The sequence below is a fragment of the Piscinibacter sp. genome (assembly GCF_050175855.1).
Taxonomy (GTDB): domain Bacteria; phylum Pseudomonadota; class Gammaproteobacteria; order Burkholderiales; family Burkholderiaceae_C; genus Piscinibacter.
In genome coordinates, this window is the sequence record NZ_JBFXIO010000009.1 from 1 (window position 1) to 16,835 (window position 16,835).

A 16,835-nucleotide genomic window follows, 5' to 3' on the forward strand; every position below is an offset into this window, starting at 1 on the left:
ACGCCACCGATCCGGCCGCGTTCGCCGCCGCCATCCAGCCCAATACGCGCGCGATCTTCGCCGAGAGCCTGGGCAACCCCAGCCTGACGGTGCTCGACATCGCCGCGGTGGCCGACGTGGCCCATGCCCACGGCCTGCCGCTGGTGATCGACAACACGGTGCCGTCGCCGTTCCTGTGCCAGCCGATCCGCCACGGGGCGGACATCGTCGTTCACTCCGCCACCAAGTATCTCGGCGGCCACGGCACCACCCTGGCCGGCGTGATCGTCGAGAGCGGCAAGTTCCCCTGGGACAACGGCAAGTTCCCCGGCATGACCGAGCCCTCGCCGGGCTACCACGGCGTGAAGTTCTACGAGACCTTCGGCGACTTCGGCTTCACGATGCGCGCGCGCATGGAGACGCTGCGCGTGTACGGCGCCGCGCTGGCCCCCACCAGCGCGTGGCAGATCCTGCAGGGCATCGAGACGCTGCCGCTGCGCATGGAGCGGCACTGCAGCAACGCGCTGCGCGTGGCCGAGTTCCTGCGCGCCCATCCGCAGGTGAGCTGGGTCAACTACCCGGGGCTGCCCGACCATCCCCAGCACGGCCTGGTGCAACGCCAGATGCGCGGCGCTTCCGGCCTGCTCGCCTTCGGGGTGAAGGGCGGTCAGGCGGCGGGCGTGAAGTTCATCGAGTCAGCGCAGTTCATGAGCCACCTGGCCAACATCGGCGACACCCGCACGCTGATCATCCACCCGGCCTCGACCACGCACCGCCAGCTCGACGAGGCACAGCAGCGCGCGGCAGGCGTGACGCCCGACATGGTGCGCATGTCGGTCGGCCTCGAGCACATCGACGACATCCTCTGGGATATTGACCAGGCACTGGCAGCCGCCAGCGCCTAGGCGGCCGGCGGCAGCCTGCGCCGAAGCAGCGCGGCGAGTTCCTCGGCGCGGAAAGGCTTGGCGAGGTGATCGTCCATGCCGGCGGCCAGGCTGCGCTCGCGGTCGCCGCTCATCGCGTTGGCGGTGAGTGCGACGATGGGCGTGCGGCGCCTTGCCGACGCCTCTTCGTGCCGGCGGATGCGTGCCGTCGCCTCGAAGCCGTCGATGCCCGGCATCTGGCAGTCCATCAGGATGAGGTCGAAGTCCTCGCTCGTGGCGCAGGCCACGGCCTGCTCGCCATCGCCCACGCTGTGCACGGCCAGGCCGAGCGTCTGCAGCGCCGCCTCGGCCACCATCGCGTTGACCGGGTTGTCTTCGACCAGCAGCACACGGCCGCGCAGCGACAGGCCGCTGTCGGCGGCGGCTGCCACCGCGGGCCCTGCCGGCGCGCTCGTCGCCGGCAGGGCGACGAGCAGGCGGAACAGCGCGCCGCCGCCGGGCGCGCCCAGGCAGACCAGCGAGCCGCCCATCGCCTGCACGAGGTGGCGCGAGATCGTCAGCCCCAGGCCGGTGCCGCCGTGCCGGCGCGCGAACGAGCCGTCGAGCTGCCGGAAGGCGTCGAAGATTCGCTCCCGGTCGGCCTCGGGAACCCCCGGGCCGGTATCTGCCACGTCGATGCACAAGGCACCGTCTGCGGCCCGTGCGGCGGTGATCGTGACGACACCGCGCTCGGTGAACTTCACCGCGTTGCCGGCCAGGTTCAGAAGCACCTGACGCAGTCGATGCGGGTCGCCGAGACAGTGCGCCCCGTGCGGCAACTCGTCGACGAAGCGCAGGGTGAGGCCCTTCTCGATCGCCGCGGCCTGCATGAGCTCGATCACCGAGCCGAGCAGTGCGCGCAGGTCGAAGGCCTGCGCCTGCAGCCGCAGGTGGCCGCTCTCGATGCGGGCGTACTCCAGCACCTCGTTGATGATGGCCAGCAGGTGCTCGCCGGTGCGCTCGAGGATGGCCAGCCGATCGGCGGGCAGGCCGTCGGCCTGCTGCTGCAGCAGCCGGGTCAGCCCGAGCAGGCCGTGCAACGGCGTGCGCATCTCGTGGCTCATCGTGGCCAGGAACTGGCTCTTCACCGCATTGCTGCGCTCCGCCTCGTCCAGCGCCTGCTGCCGCTGGCGGGCCAGGTCGTCCATCTGGAAGCGCAGGCGCAGCATCGCGCGGGTGTGCTCGGCGGCGCGCCGTCCTTCCACGAGCACCAGGCCGAGGAAGACCGCCATCCCGATGCCGATGTAGGTGGACAACGCCTCGCCGCGGGTGAACTGCAGGATCATCGCCGGCACGATCACCGGCATGGTCAGCGCCAGCGAGGCCGCGAAGCTCATCGACAGGACCACCAGGCCGATGGAGGCGATGCCCAGCAGCGTGGCGATCATCGTGGCCATCAGCGCCGGGTCGTGCACCGGCAGCAGCAAGGTCCCTAACAGGCTGTAGACGGCGCTGTCGAGGGCGATGGCGACGATGAAGCGCTGCCCCCAGCGCTCGACGCCTTCCGGACGACTGCGATCGAAGGCCATGGTGACGGCAATGCGGACTGCGCTGCCGGCCGTCTTCAGTGCCAGCCAAGCGAGCAGCAGCCGATGGTCGATCGTGCCCCAGAGCACCCAGACCACCACGCCGGCAAAGGGCACGCTGATGAGGTTCGACGAGCGCGAGCGGTCGACCACCATCTCCAGTTGGGCTCCGCGCACCTGGGCGTCGAGGCCGGGGGCGTTCGCGGCGGGCGGGCTGAAGGCGGCGCTGGGCATGGCGGGTACTGCTGGTGGGTATTCTCGCCCCCGCCCGGCCCGCCGCGGCGCGTAAGATTCCCCGGAAAACCCCAGCAGCAAGGGCGACGCGCATGAGCAGCATCTACGACCAGCACCTCGACCGGAACCCCGCCAATTTCGCCGCGCTCAGCCCGGTGAGCTTCGTCGAGCGCAGCGCCGAGGTGTTCGGCGACCTGCCGGCAGTCATCCACGGCGCGCGCCGCTACGACTGGCGCATGCTGCGCGAGCGCTCCGCCCGGTTGGCCGCCGCGCTGCGGGAGCTCGGCGTGGTGCGCGGCACCACGGTGACGACCATGCTGCCGAACACGCCGGAGATGGTGGAGGCGCACTACGCGATTCCGGCGCTGAACGCGGTGATCAACACGCTCAACACGCGGCTCGATGCGCCGCTGCTGGCCTGGCAGATGAACCACTGCGAGGCCAGCGTGGTGATCACCGACAGCGAGTTCGCGCCGGTGATGGGTGAGGCGCTGCGCATCCTGAAAACGGAGCACGGCCGTACGCCGGTCGTCATCGACGTGTGCGACAGCGAGTACGCCGGGCCCGGTGACCGCCTGGGAACCCATGAATACGAGGCGCTGCTGGCAGCGCACGCGCCGCTGCCCCTGCTCGACGGCCCGCAGGACGAATGGGATGCCATCGCCGTGAGCTACACCTCGGGCACCACCGGCGACCCGAAGGGCGTGGTGACCCACCACCGCGGCGCTTACCTGAACGCGGTGTGCAACGCGGCCACCTGGACCATGCCGCACTTCCCGAAGTACCTGTGGACGCTGCCGATGTTCCACTGCAACGGCTGGTGCTTCCCCTGGACGGTGGCGATGCTCGGCGGCGTGCACGTGTGCCTGCGCCGGGTCGAGGGGGCGGCCATCCTCGCCGCGATGCGCGAGCACGGCGTCGACCACTACTGCGCCGCGCCGATCGTGCACAACCTGATCATCGCCGCGCCCGAGGAACTGCGCGCCGGCATCCGCCAGAAGGTGCGCGGCATGGTGGCCGGTGCGGCGCCGCCGGCGGCGATGATCGAAGGCATGGCGAAGATCGGCTTCGACATCACCCACGTCTACGGCCTCACGGAGGTCTACGGCCCGGCGTCGGTAGCGGTCAAGCGCGACAGCTGGGCGCAGGAGAGCCTGTCGGAGCAAACCCGCCTGAACGGCCGCCAGGGCGTGCGCTATGTGCTGCAGGAGGGCATGACCGTGCTCGATCCGGAGACGATGGCCGAGACACCCGCCGACGGCCAGACCATGGGCGAGATCATGTTCCGCGGCAACATCGTCATGAAGGGCTACCTGAAGAACCCGGCGTCCACGGCCAAGGCGTTCCACGGTGGCTGGTTCCACACCGGCGACCTGGCGGTGATGGAGCCCGACCGCTACGTGAAGATCAAGGACCGCAGCAAGGACATCATCATCAGCGGCGGCGAGAACATCAGCTCGATCGAGGTCGAGGACGCGCTGTACCGGCACCCGGCGGTGATGGCCTGTGCGGTGGTGGCCCGACCGCACGAGAAATGGGGCGAGACGCCGCTGGCCTTCGTCGAGCTCAAGCCCGGCGCAAGTGCCAGCGCCGAGGAACTGATCGCCCATTGCAAGGGCCTGCTGGCCGGCTACAAAGTGCCCAGGGAGATCCGCTTCGAGGCCATTCCGAAGACCTCCACGGGCAAGATCCAGAAGTTCCAGTTGCGCGAGCGGGCCAAGAGCGCTTCCGCCATCGAATGAGGAGACCGTGATGGACACGAACGACAAGCTGGTGCTGCGCGAGACCGATGCGCGCGGCGTGGTGCGGCTGACGCTGAACCGGCCGAATGCCTTCAACTCGCTGTCCGAGGACATGCTGTCGGCGCTGCAGGCCGAGCTGGATGCGATCGCGAAGGACGACTCGGCCCGCGTGGTGGTGCTGGGCGCGGCAGGCAAGGCCTTCTGTGCCGGCCACGACCTCAAGGAGATGCGCGCCGAGCCCTCGCTCGACTACTACCAGAAGCTGTTCGCGCAGTGCGCGCAGATGATGCTGGCAATCCAGAAGCTGCCGGTGCCGGTGATCGCGCGCGTGCACGGCATCGCCACCGCCGCGGGCTGCCAGCTGGTGGCGATGTGCGACCTGGCCGTGGCCAGCCGGGATTCGAGATTCGCCGTCAGCGGTGTCAACCTCGGCCTGTTCTGCTCGACGCCGAGCGTGGCGCTGTCGCGCAACCTGCCGCGCAAGGCAGCCTTCGAGATGCTGGTCACCGGCGCCTTCATCTCCGCCGACGAGGCGCAGGCCAAGGGCCTGGTCAACCGCGTGGCCGAGCCCGACCAGCTCGACGCCGCGGTGGAGTCGCTGGTCGCGTCCATCGTCGCCAAACCGCGCGTGGCGCTGGCCATGGGCAAGGCGCTGTTCTACCGGCAGCTGGAGAAGGGCATCGCCGCCGCCTATGACGACGCCGGCCAGACCATGGCCTGCAACATGATGGACGACAGCGCGCTGGAAGGCGTACAGGCCTTCATCGACAAGCGCCCGCCGCGCTGGGGCCAGCCGCATTGAGGCGGCGCGGACTGCTCGCGCTGGCGGGCGCGGCGGGGCTGCTGCCGCGCGCTTCGTGGGCGGCCGAGCCGGTGGCAGCCTGGCCCGAGGCACTGCGGCGTGAAGCGCGGCAGATCCTCGACGGCGCGGCGGCCGACGGGCTGGATCCCGACGACTACCGCGCGGGCGCCATCGAGGAAGCCTTCCGCCGCTACCTGCATCACCTGCAGTTCGGCCGCGTTAGGCCGGCTGACCTCGGCTTCCGCGTCGCCGGTGCGCCCGAGGACGGCGCGGTGGTCGAATCGGCCCTGACGGAGGCGCTGGCCGCGGGACGCCTTCAACTCGCCGTCCAGAAGCTGGTGCCGCCACTGGCGCAGTATCGCCAGCTGCGCGAGATGCTGGGCCGCTACCGCGTGATGGCAGGCGGCCCGGCGTGGCCCGCGCTGCCGCCGATCTCGAAAAGGCTCGAGCCGGGCCAGCCGTATGCCGGCACGGCGGCACTGCGGGATCGTCTGGTGGCGATGGCCGACCTGGCTGCCGATGTCGCCGTCTCGGCCACCCAGTACGACGGAATGCTGGTCGAGGCGGTGCGCCGATTCCAGGCTCGGCACGGACTGGAGTCCGACGGCGTGATCGGGCGCGGCACGCTGGCGGCCCTGAACGTCGCGCCGGCCCAGCGCGTTCGCCAGATCGAGCTCGCCCTGGAGCGGCTGCGCTGGCTGCCGCATCGCAGCGGCCGGCCGGTGATCGCGATCAACATTCCGATGTTCCGCCTGTGGGCCTGGGACGGCGGCGCCGCCGAATCGGCGCCGGCGCTGTCCATGGGCGTGATCGTCGGGCGCGCCGTGCGCACGCAGACGCCGGTATTCGCCGACGAGATGACGCACCTCATCTTCCGCCCGTACTGGAACGTGCCGCGCTCCATCCTGCGCAACGAGGTGCTGCCGGCCATTGCGCGCGATCCGGGCTACCTGATCCGTCACGACATGGAGATCGTCAGCGGGCAGGGCGACGATGCCAGGCCGGTTGCCGCCACGCCGGAAGCGCTGGAAGGCGCGCGTGCGGGTGCCTTGCGCATCCGCCAGCGGCCCGGGCCGAAGAACTCGCTCGGCCTGGCGAAGTTCATCTTCCCCAACGACGACAACGTCTACCTGCACGGCACGCCGGCGCAGGAGCTGTTTGCACGCAGCCGGCGCGACTTCAGCCATGGCTGCGTGCGGGTGGAGAACCCACCCGCGCTGGCGCAGTGGCTGCTGAAGGACCAGCCGGCCTGGAACGCCGGGCAGATCGCCGCCGCGATGAACGGCACGAAGACGCAGCAGGTCAACCTGACATCACCGGTGCCGGTGCTGCTCTACTACCTGACTGCGGCCGTGTCGCCCGACGATGGCCTGCTGCACCTGGCCGAAGACCTGTACGGCCACGACGCGGCCCTGGATCGCGCGCTCAAGGCGCGCCGCTCACGCTGAGCGCTCGGCCTCACCAGGCGCGCACGCGCCCGGTATCGACGTGAACGAAGTTCGAGCCGGGGTAGTAGCCCACGCCGCCACGCTGCAGCGTGAGCGCGGCCTGGCGCAGGCTGGCCAGGGGCACGTCGGCCACGCGGATGTCGATGGCCTGGCCGCTCATGTGCAGGCTCTTCGTCGCCACGCCGTTGCTGCGCTCGTGCAGCATGCGGTTGGTGGCCGGCGAGCGGTAGCCGGAGATGATCTCGTAGGGCTTGCGGCTGCCGGTGCGCGAGCGCAGCGCATGCAGCAGGTCGAGCAGGGCCGGGTCCATCGCGCCCACGTCGCCGGTGCGGAAGTCGCGCAGCAGACGATTGACCTCGTCGAGCGCGTCTGGCAGGTAGCGGCCGGCGCTGAAATACTCGACCTCGAGCCGCTCACCGGTGTGCAGGTGGTTGAAGGTCAGCACACGCGGCTCGGTGCTGCGGGCGCGCGCCAGCACGGGGGCGGCGGCGAGGGCGGCCACGAAGTGGCGGCGGGTGAATCGCGACATGCCCCCGAGTGTATCGGTCGATGCCAATCCCCAGGTTCGATTGTGTGAACAACTTGACGTCGATCACTCGTGACAAAGTGAACACGCCGCGGGGCCTGCAAGATGACGATCGAGGAGTCGAGGCCCGATGGACGACGCGTCATTCCGGCGGCTGGTCGCGGCCTACGAGCACGACAGCCGCGACGACCCGCAGCGTTTCGCCAAGCTGACCGTCGCGATGGCGCTGTTCGGCTATGCGGCGATCCTGCTGACGCTGGCCGCCTCGGCCTGGGGGCTGTGGTGGGGCGTGCAGCAGATGATCCACGGCCGCGTGCAGGGCTGGAAGATCATGCTCGTGCTCGGCTGCGCCTCGCTGCTGTTCTCGCTGCTTCGCGCACTGTGGATGCGGCCGCAGGCGCCGCAAGGGCTGCCGGTCACCGAAGCGGACGCGCCGCGGCTGTTCGAGCTGATCGAGAAGGTGCGCCGCAAGACCGGCGCGCCGCGCCCGGACCAGGTGCTGATCGACGGCGAACTCAATGCCGCGGTGTGGCAGCAGCCGCGCCTGGGTCTGCTGGGCTGGCACCGCAACCACCTGATCCTCGGCCTGCCGCTGATGATGGGCCTGTCGACACGCCAGCTCGGCGCCGTCATCGCCCACGAGTTCGGCCACCTGCACAGTGCCCACGGCAAGCTCGGCCAGTGGATCTACCGCACGCGGCGCAGCTGGTACCTGCTGGCCATGGCGCGCGAACGCGCCAGCCTCGGAGGCAACGTCGCCGACCTGGTGCTGGCCTTCTTCTTCCGCCACTTCTTCCCGCGCTTCAATGCCCGGGCCTTCGTGCTGTCGCGGCAGCAGGAGTACGAGGCCGACCGCGCAGCCCATCGCGTCGTCGGCACGCAGCCGGCCGCCGAGGGCCTGCAGGCGATCGAGGTGCAGGCGCGCTACCTACAGGAGGAGTTCTGGCCGGCCGTCTGGCGCCGCGCAGCCTCCACGCCATCGCCGGCGACCGAGCGCCCCTACCGGGTGCTGTTCGATGCCATGCCGGCCAGCCTGTCGCATGCCAAGGCCCCCGACTGGTTGGCCGACAGCCTCAAGCGGCTGTCCGACGTCGACGACACCCATCCTTCGCTGCGCGACCGTCTCGCCTTCGCTGAGGTCAAGCCGGCCTTGCCGAAGGCCGCGGAGCTGTCGGCCGCGCAGGCGCTGCTGGGCAGCACGCTGAAGGAGTGGATCGCCCGGCTCGACGCGCGCTGGCGCGAGGAGGTGGCTCGCCTGTGGAGCGAGCGCCACCGCTGGGCCAACGGGCAGCGACACCTGATCGAGGAGCTCGAGAAGGAGAACGCCACCGGCCCGATCGACCCCGACGACCACCTGCTGTGGGGCCGCGCCGCGCGGCTGCTCGACGGCGAGGCCGCCGGCGAAGCCGTGCTTCGCCGTCTGGTGGACCAGCGGCCCGACGACCTGGCCGGCCGCTACGAGCTGGGCATGCTGCTCGTCGATGACGCGGATGCGGCGCGCAGCGAGGAGGGCGCCCGCCTGCTGCGCGGCGTGGCCGAGCAGGGCAACCACCCCTGGGCCTTCAGCACCGCCGCACGGGTGGAAGCGTGGCTGGAGCGGCGCGAGCGCTTCGACGAACTGAAGAAGTGGCGCGAACTGCTCAAGCAGCGCGATGCGGAGGCGACCGAGGCCATGCAGGCGCTGCACGACTTCGAGCGACCGCAGCATTTCGAGCCGGCGCAGCTCAGCCGCCGCGTGCTGCGCTCGCTGCAGGACCTGCTGCGCGGCGAACGCGCCGCCGGCCGGGCCTTCGTGGTGCGCAAGACCGATGACGCCGCGCCGCACTGGCGCTTCCTGCTGGTCATCGTCGAGCGCGCCAAGGGCCTGGGCCAGCCCGACGCCGACAGCTGGTGGGCCGAGCTGCGTGATCGGATCGACCTGCCGTGCCCGTTCATGGTCATCGACCTGGCCCACCCCTACTGGGCCGACAAGGCGCGCAAGCCGCTGGTGGCGCAGATGCTGGCCGTGCCGGGCGCGCAGTTCTATGCCAGCCGGCGCTGAGGGCGGCTACATGCCGGCATAGTTGGGGCCGCCGCCGCCTTCGGGCGTGACCCAGACGATGTTCTGCGTCGGGTCCTTGATGTCGCAGGTCTTGCAGTGCACGCAGTTCTGCGCGTTGATCTGCAAGCGGTCGGAGCCGTCGTCGTTCTTGACGAACTCGTACACCCCGGCCGGGCAGTAGCGGCCTTCGGGGCCGGCGTACTTCGCCAGGTTGATGGCGACCGGCACGTCACTCTTGCGTAGCGTCAGGTGGGACGGCTGGTTCTCTTCGTGGTTGGCGTTGCTGATGAACACCGAACTGAGCCGGTCGAAGGTGAGCTGGCCGTCGGGCTTGGGATAGGCGATCTGCGGGCAGTCGGCCGCCGGCTTGAGGTACGTGTGGTCGGCGGCGGTGCGGTGGATGGTCCACGGCGGCGCCTTGAAGCCCAGCTTGGGCAGCAGCCACTGCTCGATGCCGGTCATCAGCGTGGCGGTGCTGCGGCCCTTCTTGAACCACTGCTTGAAGTTTCGCGAACGGTCGAGCTCCTCGTAGAGCCAGCTCTCCTTGAAGGCCTTCGGGTAGTCGGTCAGCTCGTCGTGCGCCCGGCCGGCCTTCAGCGCCGCGAAGGCGGCTTCGGCCGCCAGCATGCCCGTCTTGATCGCCGCATGGCTGCCCTTGATGCGGCTGGCGTTGAGGTAGCCCGCATCGCACCCGACGAGTGCGCCGCCCTTGAAGACCGTCTTGGGCAGGCTCAGCAGGCCGCCCGCGGTGATGGCGCGCGCGCCGTAGCCGATGCGCTTGCCACCTTCGAGGTACTTGCGGATCTCCGGGTGCGTCTTCCAGCGCTGGAACTCCTCGAAGGGGCTCAGCCAGGGGTTCGCATAGTCGAGGCCGACCACGAAGCCCAGCGCCACCTTGTTGTCTTCGGCGTGGTACAGGAACGAGCCGCCATAGGTGTCGGGCTCCAGCGGCCAGCCGGCGGTATGCACCACCAGGCCGGGTTGGTGCTTCGCCGGGTCGATCTCCCACAGCTCCTTCAGGCCGATGCCGTAGCTCTGCGGGTCGCGGCCGGCGTCGAGCTTGAAGCGTTCGATCAATTGCTTGCCGAGGTGGCCGCGTGCGCCTTCGGCGAAGATCGTGTACTTGGCGTGCAGTTCCATGCCGATCTGGAAGCCGTCGTGCGGCTGGCCGTCCTTGCCCACGCCCATGTTGCCGGTGGCCACACCCTTGACCGAGCCATCGTCGTTGTAGAGCACCTCGGCAGCGGCGAAGCCGGGGAAGATCTCCACGCCCAGCGACTCGGCCTGCTGGGCCAGCCAGCGCGTCACCGCGCCCAGGCTGATGATGTAGCTGCCGTGGTTCTTGAAGCAGTCGGGCAGCAGCCACTCGGGCGTGGCCTTGGCGCCGTTCTCGCTGAGGAAGAGGAAACGATCGGCGGTGACCGGCTGGTTCAGCGGCGCGCCCAGCTCCTGCCAGTTCGGGAACAGCTCCGTGATGGCGCGCGGATCCATCGTGGCGCCCGAGAGGATGTGCGCGCCCGGCTCGGATCCCTTCTCGAGCACAACCACCGAGACCTCGCCGCCTTCGAGCGCGGCCAGTTGCTTCAAGCGGATCGCGGTGGCCAGGCCGGCAGGGCCGCCGCCGACCACCACCACGTCGTATTCCATCGCTTCGCGCGGGCCGTATTGTTCGAGGATCTCTTGCGGGCTCATCGGGCTTCCTGAAGGTCGGACTGCGGTCGATTCTACGGGCTGGAGGGACAAAAAAGCACGATCGTTCGATAAGCTGGATGCAGCACTCGAAGTCACGCGTGCGACAGAGGATCGGAGGCTGAAACCGCGTGCTATCGTCCCTCGCCAACGAAGTCCGAACACGGAGTCTGCATGAGCTACAGCATCGATCTTTCCGGCCGCGTGGCCCTGGTCACCGGCGCGTCCAGCGGCCTGGGCACGCAGTTCGCCAAGACGCTGGCCAAGGCGGGCTGCGCGGTGGTGCTGGCCGGCCGGCGCATCGAGCGGCTGAAGACGCTGCGCGCCGAGATCGAGGCCGGCGGCGGCGACGCGCACGTGGTCGAGCTCGACGTGACCGACCTGGACAGCATCAAGTCGGCCGTGGCCCACGCCGAGACCGAGATGGGCACGCTGGACATCCTGATCAACAATTCCGGCGTCAGCACCACGCAGAAGCTGGTCGACGTGACGGAAGAGGATTACGACTTCGTCTTCGACACCAACACCAAGGGCGCCTTCTTCGTCGCGCAGGAAGTCGGCAAGCGCATGCTGGGCCGCGCCAAGGGTTCGGCGCCAGGCACCTTCACCGGCGGGCGCATCGTCAACATCGCCTCGATGGCCGGGCTGCGCGTGCTCGGCCAGATCGGCGTGTACTGCATGAGCAAGGCGGCGGTGATCCACATGACCCGCGCCATGGCGCTGGAGTGGGGCCGCTACGGCATCAACGTGAACGCGATCTGCCCCGGCTACATCGACACCGAGATCAACCACCACCACTGGCAGACCGAGCAGGGCAGGAAGCTGATCGACATGCTGCCGCGCAAGCGCGTCGGCCAGCCGCAGGACCTCGACACCACGCTGCTGATGCTGGTGGCCAACGAGAGCCACTTCATCAACGGAGCGGTGATCCAGGCGGACGACGGCTTCGCTGTCTGACGATGCGACCACTTTCGCTTCTCGAAACCCGCGTGCTCGGCGTGCTGGTCGAGAAGCAGCACACCGTGCCCGACAGCTACCCGCTGTCGCTCAATTCGCTGACGCTGGGCTGCAACCAGAAGACGGCGCGCGATCCGGTGCTCAATGCCAGCGAGGCCGAGGTGCAGGCCGCCATCGATTCGCTGCGCGTGCTCAGCCTGGTGTTCGAGAGCAGCGGCTCGCGCGTGGCGCGCTACGAGCACAACACCGGCCGCGTGCTGGGGTTGCCCTCGCAATCGGTGGCGCTGCTGGCGGTGCTGATGCTGCGCGGGCCGCAGACGGCCTCCGAGCTGCGTGCCAACTGCGAACGGCTGCACCGCTTCGCCGACACCTCGTCGGTCGAGGCCTTTCTCGACGAGCTCGCCGCGAGGTCGGAGGAAAAGGGCGGGCCGCTGGCGCTGAAGCTGCCGCGTGCCCCCGGCGCCCGCGAGCCGCGCTGGACGCACCTGCTCGCCGGCCCCGTCGATGTCAGCGCGATGCCGGCCGCCGCACCCGACGAGATCGTGGCCACCAGCGAAATCTCGGCGCTGAAGGCGCGCCATGACGCATTGCAGGCCGAAGTGAGCGAACTGCGCGCGCTCGTCGAGCGGCTCTATGCCGAACTCGGCGTGGCCAGACCCTGAACGAGATCCGGACGATGCTGCGATTCCACCTGCCCGAACAGAAGAAGCTGGTGCACGAGATGGTGATTCCCATCCGCTGGGGCGACATGGACGCGATGGGCCACGTCAACAACACCATCTACTTCCGCTACTTCGAGACCGTGCGCATCGACTGGTTTCAGAAGATCGGCGCGGTGCCGGGGCCGCAGGGCGTGGGGCCGGTGATCGTCAACGCCTTCTGCAGCTTCATCCGCCAGATCGAGTACCCCGGCGAGGTGCTGGCGAAGCACTACGTGGCCAACCCCGGCCGTACCAGCTTCGACACCTTCATGACGCTGGAGCGCACCGACCAGCCCGGCGTGATCTACACCGAGGGCGGCGCCAAGACGGTGTGGGTGGACTTCCCGAAGCAGAAGTCGGTGCCGCTGCCCGACTGGATCCGCGAGATCGTGGGCTGAGCTTTTCTCAGGCGCGCAGCAGCTTCTGCACCAGTTCCGGCGTCGTCGCCGCGCGGTGCTTCTTCATCAGCCGGGCGCGGTAGACATCCACCGTCCGCGGACTGATATCGAGCTTCTTGCCGATCAGCTTGCTCGTGAGCCCTTCGATCAGCAGCGCGGCGATCTCGCGTTCGCGCGGCGTCAGGTCGACGGCAAGGCGCCGGCGCGCGGAGAGGTCTTCGAACACCCAGATGCCAGCCGCATGCGGCTGCGCCGGGTCGAGCGCCCTGCCGGAGACATGGCACCAGAACAGCTCGCCACGCTGCGGGCCGTCGACGCGCTTCATCACCCGCTCGTCGCTGTACCAGCCCTGGGCGTCGAGGCTCGCCGCGATTCGCTCGCCCGTGCGCTCGAACTCGTCGTGCGTGGGGTAGAGCACCTCGAAGCTCTGGCCGATCAGCTGCTCGCGCTCGGCGCCGAACATCTCCAGCACCTGGCGGTTGCAGTCCACCATCAGGCGGTTGCGCGACAGCACCATGCCCACGGGAGCAAGGTCGAAGGCGGTTCGGTAATCCAGTTGCGGGGAAGGCATTAATCAATTCTACGTAGCGCTACGTAATGCGCTACGTAGTACGCTTGCGCGGCTTCTCATCCGACCAGGAGACGATTCGATGAACAAGGTGTTCCCGAGCGCAGCCAAGGCGCTCGAAGGCATCGTGCACGACGGGCAGCTGCTCGCCGTGGGCGGCTTCGGCCTGTGCGGCATTCCCGAGGCGCTGATCGCGGCGCTGCGCGACTCCAAGGCCAAGGGCCTGACCGTGATCTCGAACAACGCCGGCGTCGACGGCTTCGGCCTCGGCCAGCTGCTCGAGACGCGGCAAATCAAGAAGATGATCTCCAGCTACGTGGGCGAGAACAAGGAGTTCGAGCGCCAGTACCTGGCCGGCGAACTCGAACTCGAGTTCACGCCGCAAGGCACGCTGGCCGAGAAGCTGCGCGCCGGCGGCGCCGGCATCCCGGCCTTCTTCACGCGCACCGGTGTGGGCACGCTGGTGGCCGAGGGCAAGGAGACGCGCGAGTTCGACGGCCACACCTACGTGATGGAGCGTTCGCTGGTGCCGGATGTCTCCCTCGGCAAGGCCTGGAAGGCCGACAAGAGCGGCAACCTGATCTTCCGGCGCACCGCGCGCAACTTCAATCCGGCGGTGATCATGGCCGGGCGCATCAGCGTGGTGGAGGTGGAGGAGATCGTCGAGACCGGCAGCTTCGACCCCGATGCCGTGCACCTGCCCGGCATCTACGTGCACCGCATCGTGCTGAACGCGAAGCCCGAGAAGCGCATCGAGAAGCGCACCACCAAGCAGAACCCGAAGGGAGCCTGACATGCCCTGGACCCATGACGAGATGGCGGCCCGTGCCGCCAAGGAACTCGCCGACGGCTTCTACGTGAACCTCGGCATCGGCCTGCCGACGCTGGTGGCCAACTTCGTCGACCCGAACATCACTGTCTGGCTGCAGAGCGAGAACGGCATGCTCGGCATCGGCCCGTTCCCCGACGACAGCGAAGTCGATGCCGACCTGATCAACGCCGGCAAGCAGACCGTGACCACGTTGCCGGGCTCGAGCATCTTCGGCAGCCACGACAGCTTCGCGATGATCCGCGGCGGCAAGATCAACCTGTCGATCCTCGGCGCCATGCAGGTCAGCGAGAAGGGCGACCTGGCCAACTGGATGATCCCGGGCAAGATGGTCAAGGGCATGGGCGGTGCGATGGACCTGGTGGCCGGCGTGAAGAGCGTGGTCGTGCTGATGGAGCACGTGGCGCGCCGCAAGGACGGCGGCTTCGACATGAAGATCCTGCCGCAGTGCACGCTGCCGCTGACCGGCGTCGGTGTGGTCGACCGCATCATCACCGACCTGGCGGTGCTCGACGTGACGCCGCACGGCCTGAAGATCGTCGAACTCGCGCCGGGCGTGACCCGCGACGAGGTGCAATCGAAAACGGGTGTGACGCTGCAGTGAGCAGCGTCTGAAGGTTCAGCCGTGCGCCTTCAGTGCGCGCGCGGCTTCGGTCACCAGCGGCGGCCCGCCGTAGATGAAGCCGGTGTAGATCTGCACGAGGTCTGCACCGGCTTCGCGCTTGGCGACGGCATCGGCGCCGCTCATCACGCCGCCCACGCCGATGATCGGGTAGGCGCTGCCCAGTTCGGCGCGCAGCAGCCGGATCACCCGGTTGCTGGCTTCGAACACCGGCGCGCCCGACAGGCCCCCGGCCTCCTCGCCGTGCGGCAGGTGCTTGACCGCATCGCGGGCGATGGTGGTGTTGGTGGCGATGACGCCGTCGATGCCATTCTTCTTCAGCATCGCGGCGATCACCTTCACCTGCGATTCGTCCAGGTCCGGCGCGATCTTCACGAACATCGGCACGCTGCGGCCGTGCTCGCGCTGCAGCGCCGCCTTGCGTTCTTGCAGCGCGGCGAGCAGCGCATCGAGCGCCTCGTCGCTCTGCAGCGCGCGAAGGTTCTTGGTGTTGGGGCTGGAGATGTTCACCGTCACGTAGTCGGCGTGGGCATAGACGCCGGCCAGGCCGATCAGGTAGTCGTCGACGGCGCTTTCGATCGGCGTCGCCGCGTTCTTGCCGATGTTCAGGCCGAGGATGCCGCCCTGGCTGCGGAAGCTGGCGCGCTTGACGTTGGCGAGGAAGGCATCGAGCCCGTCATTGTTGAAGCCCAGCCGGTTGATCAGCGCACGCGCCTGGGGCAGGCGGAACATGCGCGGCTTGGGGTTGCCCGGCTGCGCCTTGGGCGTGACCGTGCCGACCTCGACGAATCCGAAGCCCATCGCGCCCAGCCCGTCGATGCAGCGGCCGTTCTTGTCCAGGCCGGCGGCCAGGCCGAGGCGGTTGGGGAAGCGGATGCCGGCCACCGTCACCGGGTTGTCGACGCGTGGCTGCGCGATCGTGCACACCAGTGGCGTGTGCTGGATGCGCGCCAGCGCGCCGAGCGTCAGGTCGTGCGCCTTCTCCGGATCCAGCTCGAAGAGGAAGGAACGTGCGAGCGGGTAGGGGACGAAGGCCATGGGGAAGCGGTCTGCAGGGGTCCGGGATAATCGGGCGATTGTCTCAAACCGTCGCGTCTCGACCTCCCCGCCCATGACCCAGGACGAACTCAAGGCCCTCGTCGGCCAGGCCGCGCTGGCCTACGTGCAACCCGGCAGCATCGTCGGCGTGGGCACCGGCTCGACGGTGAACTGCTTCATCGATTCGCTGGCGACGATGAAGGAGCGCATCGCCGGTGCCGTCTCCAGCAGCGAGAAGAGCACCCAGCGCCTGCAGGCGCACGGCATCACCGTGCTCGACAGCAACAGCGTCGATCGCATCCCCGTCTACATCGATGGTGCCGACGAGATCGACCACGGCGGCCACATGATCAAGGGCGGCGGCGCGGCGCTCACGCGCGAGAAGATCGTCGCCGACCTCGCCGAGCGCTTCGTCTGCATCGCCGACGAATCCAAGCTGGTGAAGACGCTCGGGCGCTTTCCGCTGCCGGTGGAAGTGATCCCGATGGCGACCTCTCAGGTCGCGCGGCGCTTCGAGGCGCTGGGTGGCCAGGCGGTGCTGCGCGAAGGCGTGGTCACCGACAACGGCGGCTGCATCCTCGACGTCAAGGGCCTCGCGATTACCGACCCGCTCACCCTCGAACAGGAGATCAACCAATGGCCCGGCGTGGTGACGGTGGGCATCTTCGCCCGTCATCGCGCGAGCGTGTGCCTGCTGGGCACGCCGCAGGGCGTCAAGACACTCGGTTTCTGAGCGCGAGGCGCCGCGCGGCGCCGAAAAGCGCGTAACCTCGCGGCAGGGGTGCCAGCAGGCACGACCGCCGCAGCCTGGA

Annotated in this window: 16 protein-coding genes; 11 read left to right on the plus strand and 5 right to left on the minus strand. The window is 69.0% G+C overall.

Features of this window, described 5'->3' with window-relative positions; genetic code table 11:
- Window positions 1-884, plus strand: an 884-nt coding sequence (locus tag AB7U92_RS01675) for an O-acetylhomoserine aminocarboxypropyltransferase/cysteine synthase family protein (RefSeq protein WP_428574075.1), incomplete at its 5' end; no start/stop codon positions are given.
- Here the strand turns inward: AB7U92_RS01675 and AB7U92_RS01680 are convergent.
- Window positions 881-2,662, minus strand: coding sequence for a response regulator (locus AB7U92_RS01680; RefSeq protein WP_428574077.1), 1,782 nt, complete (start codon window positions 2,660-2,662; stop codon window positions 881-883). The genes AB7U92_RS01675 and AB7U92_RS01680 overlap by 4 nt on opposite strands.
- Window positions 2,663-2,754: 92 nt before the next feature.
- On the opposite strand from AB7U92_RS01680, the gene AB7U92_RS01685 reads away from it, so the two are divergent.
- From AB7U92_RS01685 to AB7U92_RS01695, 3 genes are read left to right on the plus strand one after another with little or no spacing between them, the layout of a single operon-like run.
- Entirely contained in the window at window positions 2,755-4,404 is a 1,650-nt protein-coding gene (locus tag AB7U92_RS01685) for an acyl-CoA synthetase (protein WP_428574079.1), read from the plus strand.
- A gap of 10 nt (window positions 4,405-4,414) precedes the next feature.
- Entirely contained in the window at window positions 4,415-5,206 is a 792-nt protein-coding gene (locus AB7U92_RS01690) for an enoyl-CoA hydratase (protein ID WP_428574081.1), read from the plus strand.
- The gene (locus AB7U92_RS01695; protein WP_428574083.1) at window positions 5,203-6,654 is read left to right on the plus strand and encodes a L,D-transpeptidase family protein; all 1,452 of its coding nucleotides are present in this window, start codon (window positions 5,203-5,205) and stop codon (window positions 6,652-6,654) included. Before AB7U92_RS01690 ends, AB7U92_RS01695 begins: the two co-directional genes overlap by 4 nt.
- A gap of 10 nt (window positions 6,655-6,664) precedes the next feature.
- Here the strand turns inward: AB7U92_RS01695 and AB7U92_RS01700 are convergent, their stop codons facing one another.
- Window positions 6,665-7,183: a DUF882 domain-containing protein gene (locus AB7U92_RS01700; protein ID WP_428574085.1), complete on the minus strand. Its 519-nt coding sequence runs from the start codon at window positions 7,181-7,183 to the stop codon at window positions 6,665-6,667.
- A 127-nt stretch (window positions 7,184-7,310) separates the two neighbouring features.
- Here AB7U92_RS01700 and AB7U92_RS01705 point away from each other — a divergent pair, with 127 nt between their 5' ends.
- Window positions 7,311-9,221 carry a M48 family metalloprotease gene (locus AB7U92_RS01705; RefSeq protein ID WP_428574087.1) on the plus strand — a complete coding sequence of 637 codons (1,911 nt, stop codon included), beginning with the start codon at window positions 7,311-7,313 and terminating at the stop codon, window positions 9,219-9,221.
- A 6-nt stretch (window positions 9,222-9,227) separates the two neighbouring features.
- Here AB7U92_RS01705 and AB7U92_RS01710 read toward each other — a convergent pair whose 3' ends face one another.
- On the minus strand, window positions 9,228-10,913 hold the full coding sequence (locus AB7U92_RS01710; protein WP_428574089.1) for an electron transfer flavoprotein-ubiquinone oxidoreductase: 1,686 nt from the start codon (window positions 10,911-10,913) through the stop codon (window positions 9,228-9,230).
- Between the two features lie 171 nt (window positions 10,914-11,084).
- On the opposite strand from AB7U92_RS01710, the gene AB7U92_RS01715 reads away from it, so the two are divergent.
- Genes AB7U92_RS01715 through AB7U92_RS01725 form a run of 3 tightly spaced genes read left to right on the plus strand, consistent with a single transcriptional unit; the run spans window position 11,085 to window position 12,966 of the window.
- Window positions 11,085-11,867: an SDR family oxidoreductase gene (locus AB7U92_RS01715; RefSeq protein WP_428574091.1), complete on the plus strand. Its 783-nt coding sequence runs from the start codon at window positions 11,085-11,087 to the stop codon at window positions 11,865-11,867.
- Between the two features lie 2 nt (window positions 11,868-11,869).
- Window positions 11,870-12,529 (plus strand): YceH family protein, encoded by a 660-nt coding sequence (locus tag AB7U92_RS01720; protein WP_428574093.1) that lies wholly within the window; start codon window positions 11,870-11,872, stop codon window positions 12,527-12,529.
- 17 nt (window positions 12,530-12,546) lie between these two features.
- On the plus strand, window positions 12,547-12,966 hold the full coding sequence (locus AB7U92_RS01725) for an acyl-CoA thioesterase (protein WP_428574127.1): 420 nt from the start codon (window positions 12,547-12,549) through the stop codon (window positions 12,964-12,966).
- A gap of 7 nt (window positions 12,967-12,973) precedes the next feature.
- Here the strand turns inward: AB7U92_RS01725 and AB7U92_RS01730 are convergent, their stop codons facing one another.
- The gene (locus AB7U92_RS01730; RefSeq protein WP_428574095.1) at window positions 12,974-13,537 is read right to left on the minus strand and encodes a LuxR C-terminal-related transcriptional regulator; all 564 of its coding nucleotides are present in this window, start codon (window positions 13,535-13,537) and stop codon (window positions 12,974-12,976) included.
- Between the two features lie 79 nt (window positions 13,538-13,616).
- Between AB7U92_RS01730 and AB7U92_RS01735 the strand changes: the two genes are divergently transcribed.
- Together AB7U92_RS01735 and AB7U92_RS01740 are read left to right on the plus strand one after the other, a co-directional pair.
- Complete coding sequence (locus AB7U92_RS01735) at window positions 13,617-14,327, plus strand: CoA transferase subunit A (RefSeq protein ID WP_428574097.1); 711 nt, start codon at window positions 13,617-13,619, stop codon at window positions 14,325-14,327.
- 1 nt (window position 14,328) lies between these two features.
- The gene (locus tag AB7U92_RS01740; RefSeq protein WP_428574099.1) at window positions 14,329-14,967 is read left to right on the plus strand and encodes a 3-oxoacid CoA-transferase subunit B; all 639 of its coding nucleotides are present in this window, start codon (window positions 14,329-14,331) and stop codon (window positions 14,965-14,967) included.
- Window positions 14,968-14,982: 15 nt separating this feature from the next.
- Here AB7U92_RS01740 and AB7U92_RS01745 read toward each other — a convergent pair whose 3' ends face one another.
- Window positions 14,983-16,023 (minus strand): quinone-dependent dihydroorotate dehydrogenase, encoded by a 1,041-nt coding sequence (locus tag AB7U92_RS01745; protein WP_428574101.1) that lies wholly within the window; start codon window positions 16,021-16,023, stop codon window positions 14,983-14,985.
- A 73-nt stretch (window positions 16,024-16,096) separates the two neighbouring features.
- Between AB7U92_RS01745 and rpiA the strand changes: the two genes are divergently transcribed.
- Complete coding sequence (gene rpiA / locus AB7U92_RS01750; protein WP_428574103.1) at window positions 16,097-16,756, plus strand: ribose-5-phosphate isomerase RpiA; 660 nt, start codon at window positions 16,097-16,099, stop codon at window positions 16,754-16,756.
- Window positions 16,757-16,835: the final 79 nt, after the last annotated feature.

Excerpts from the sequence above, each read along its gene's own strand:
- AB7U92_RS01690 (WP_428574081.1), top strand. The coding sequence starts at position 4,415 with ATGGACACGAACGACAAGCTGGTGCTGCGCGAGACCGATGCGCGCGGC.
- AB7U92_RS01705 (WP_428574087.1), top strand. The coding sequence starts at position 7,311 with ATGGACGACGCGTCATTCCGGCGGCTGGTCGCGGCCTACGAGCACGAC.
- AB7U92_RS01730 (WP_428574095.1), bottom strand. The coding sequence starts at position 13,537 with ATGCCTTCCCCGCAACTGGATTACCGAACCGCCTTCGACCTTGCTCCC.
- AB7U92_RS01735 (WP_428574097.1), top strand. The coding sequence starts at position 13,617 with ATGAACAAGGTGTTCCCGAGCGCAGCCAAGGCGCTCGAAGGCATCGTG.
- AB7U92_RS01710 (WP_428574089.1), bottom strand. The coding sequence starts at position 10,913 with ATGAGCCCGCAAGAGATCCTCGAACAATACGGCCCGCGCGAAGCGATG.
- AB7U92_RS01680 (WP_428574077.1), bottom strand. The coding sequence starts at position 2,662 with ATGCCCAGCGCCGCCTTCAGCCCGCCCGCCGCGAACGCCCCCGGCCTC.
- AB7U92_RS01745 (WP_428574101.1), bottom strand. The coding sequence starts at position 16,023 with ATGGCCTTCGTCCCCTACCCGCTCGCACGTTCCTTCCTCTTCGAGCTG.
- rpiA (WP_428574103.1), top strand. The coding sequence starts at position 16,097 with ATGACCCAGGACGAACTCAAGGCCCTCGTCGGCCAGGCCGCGCTGGCC.
- AB7U92_RS01720 (WP_428574093.1), top strand. The coding sequence starts at position 11,870 with ATGCGACCACTTTCGCTTCTCGAAACCCGCGTGCTCGGCGTGCTGGTC.
- AB7U92_RS01715 (WP_428574091.1), top strand. The coding sequence starts at position 11,085 with ATGAGCTACAGCATCGATCTTTCCGGCCGCGTGGCCCTGGTCACCGGC.
- AB7U92_RS01740 (WP_428574099.1), top strand. The coding sequence starts at position 14,329 with ATGCCCTGGACCCATGACGAGATGGCGGCCCGTGCCGCCAAGGAACTC.
- AB7U92_RS01685 (WP_428574079.1), top strand. The coding sequence starts at position 2,755 with ATGAGCAGCATCTACGACCAGCACCTCGACCGGAACCCCGCCAATTTC.
- AB7U92_RS01700 (WP_428574085.1), bottom strand. The coding sequence starts at position 7,183 with ATGTCGCGATTCACCCGCCGCCACTTCGTGGCCGCCCTCGCCGCCGCC.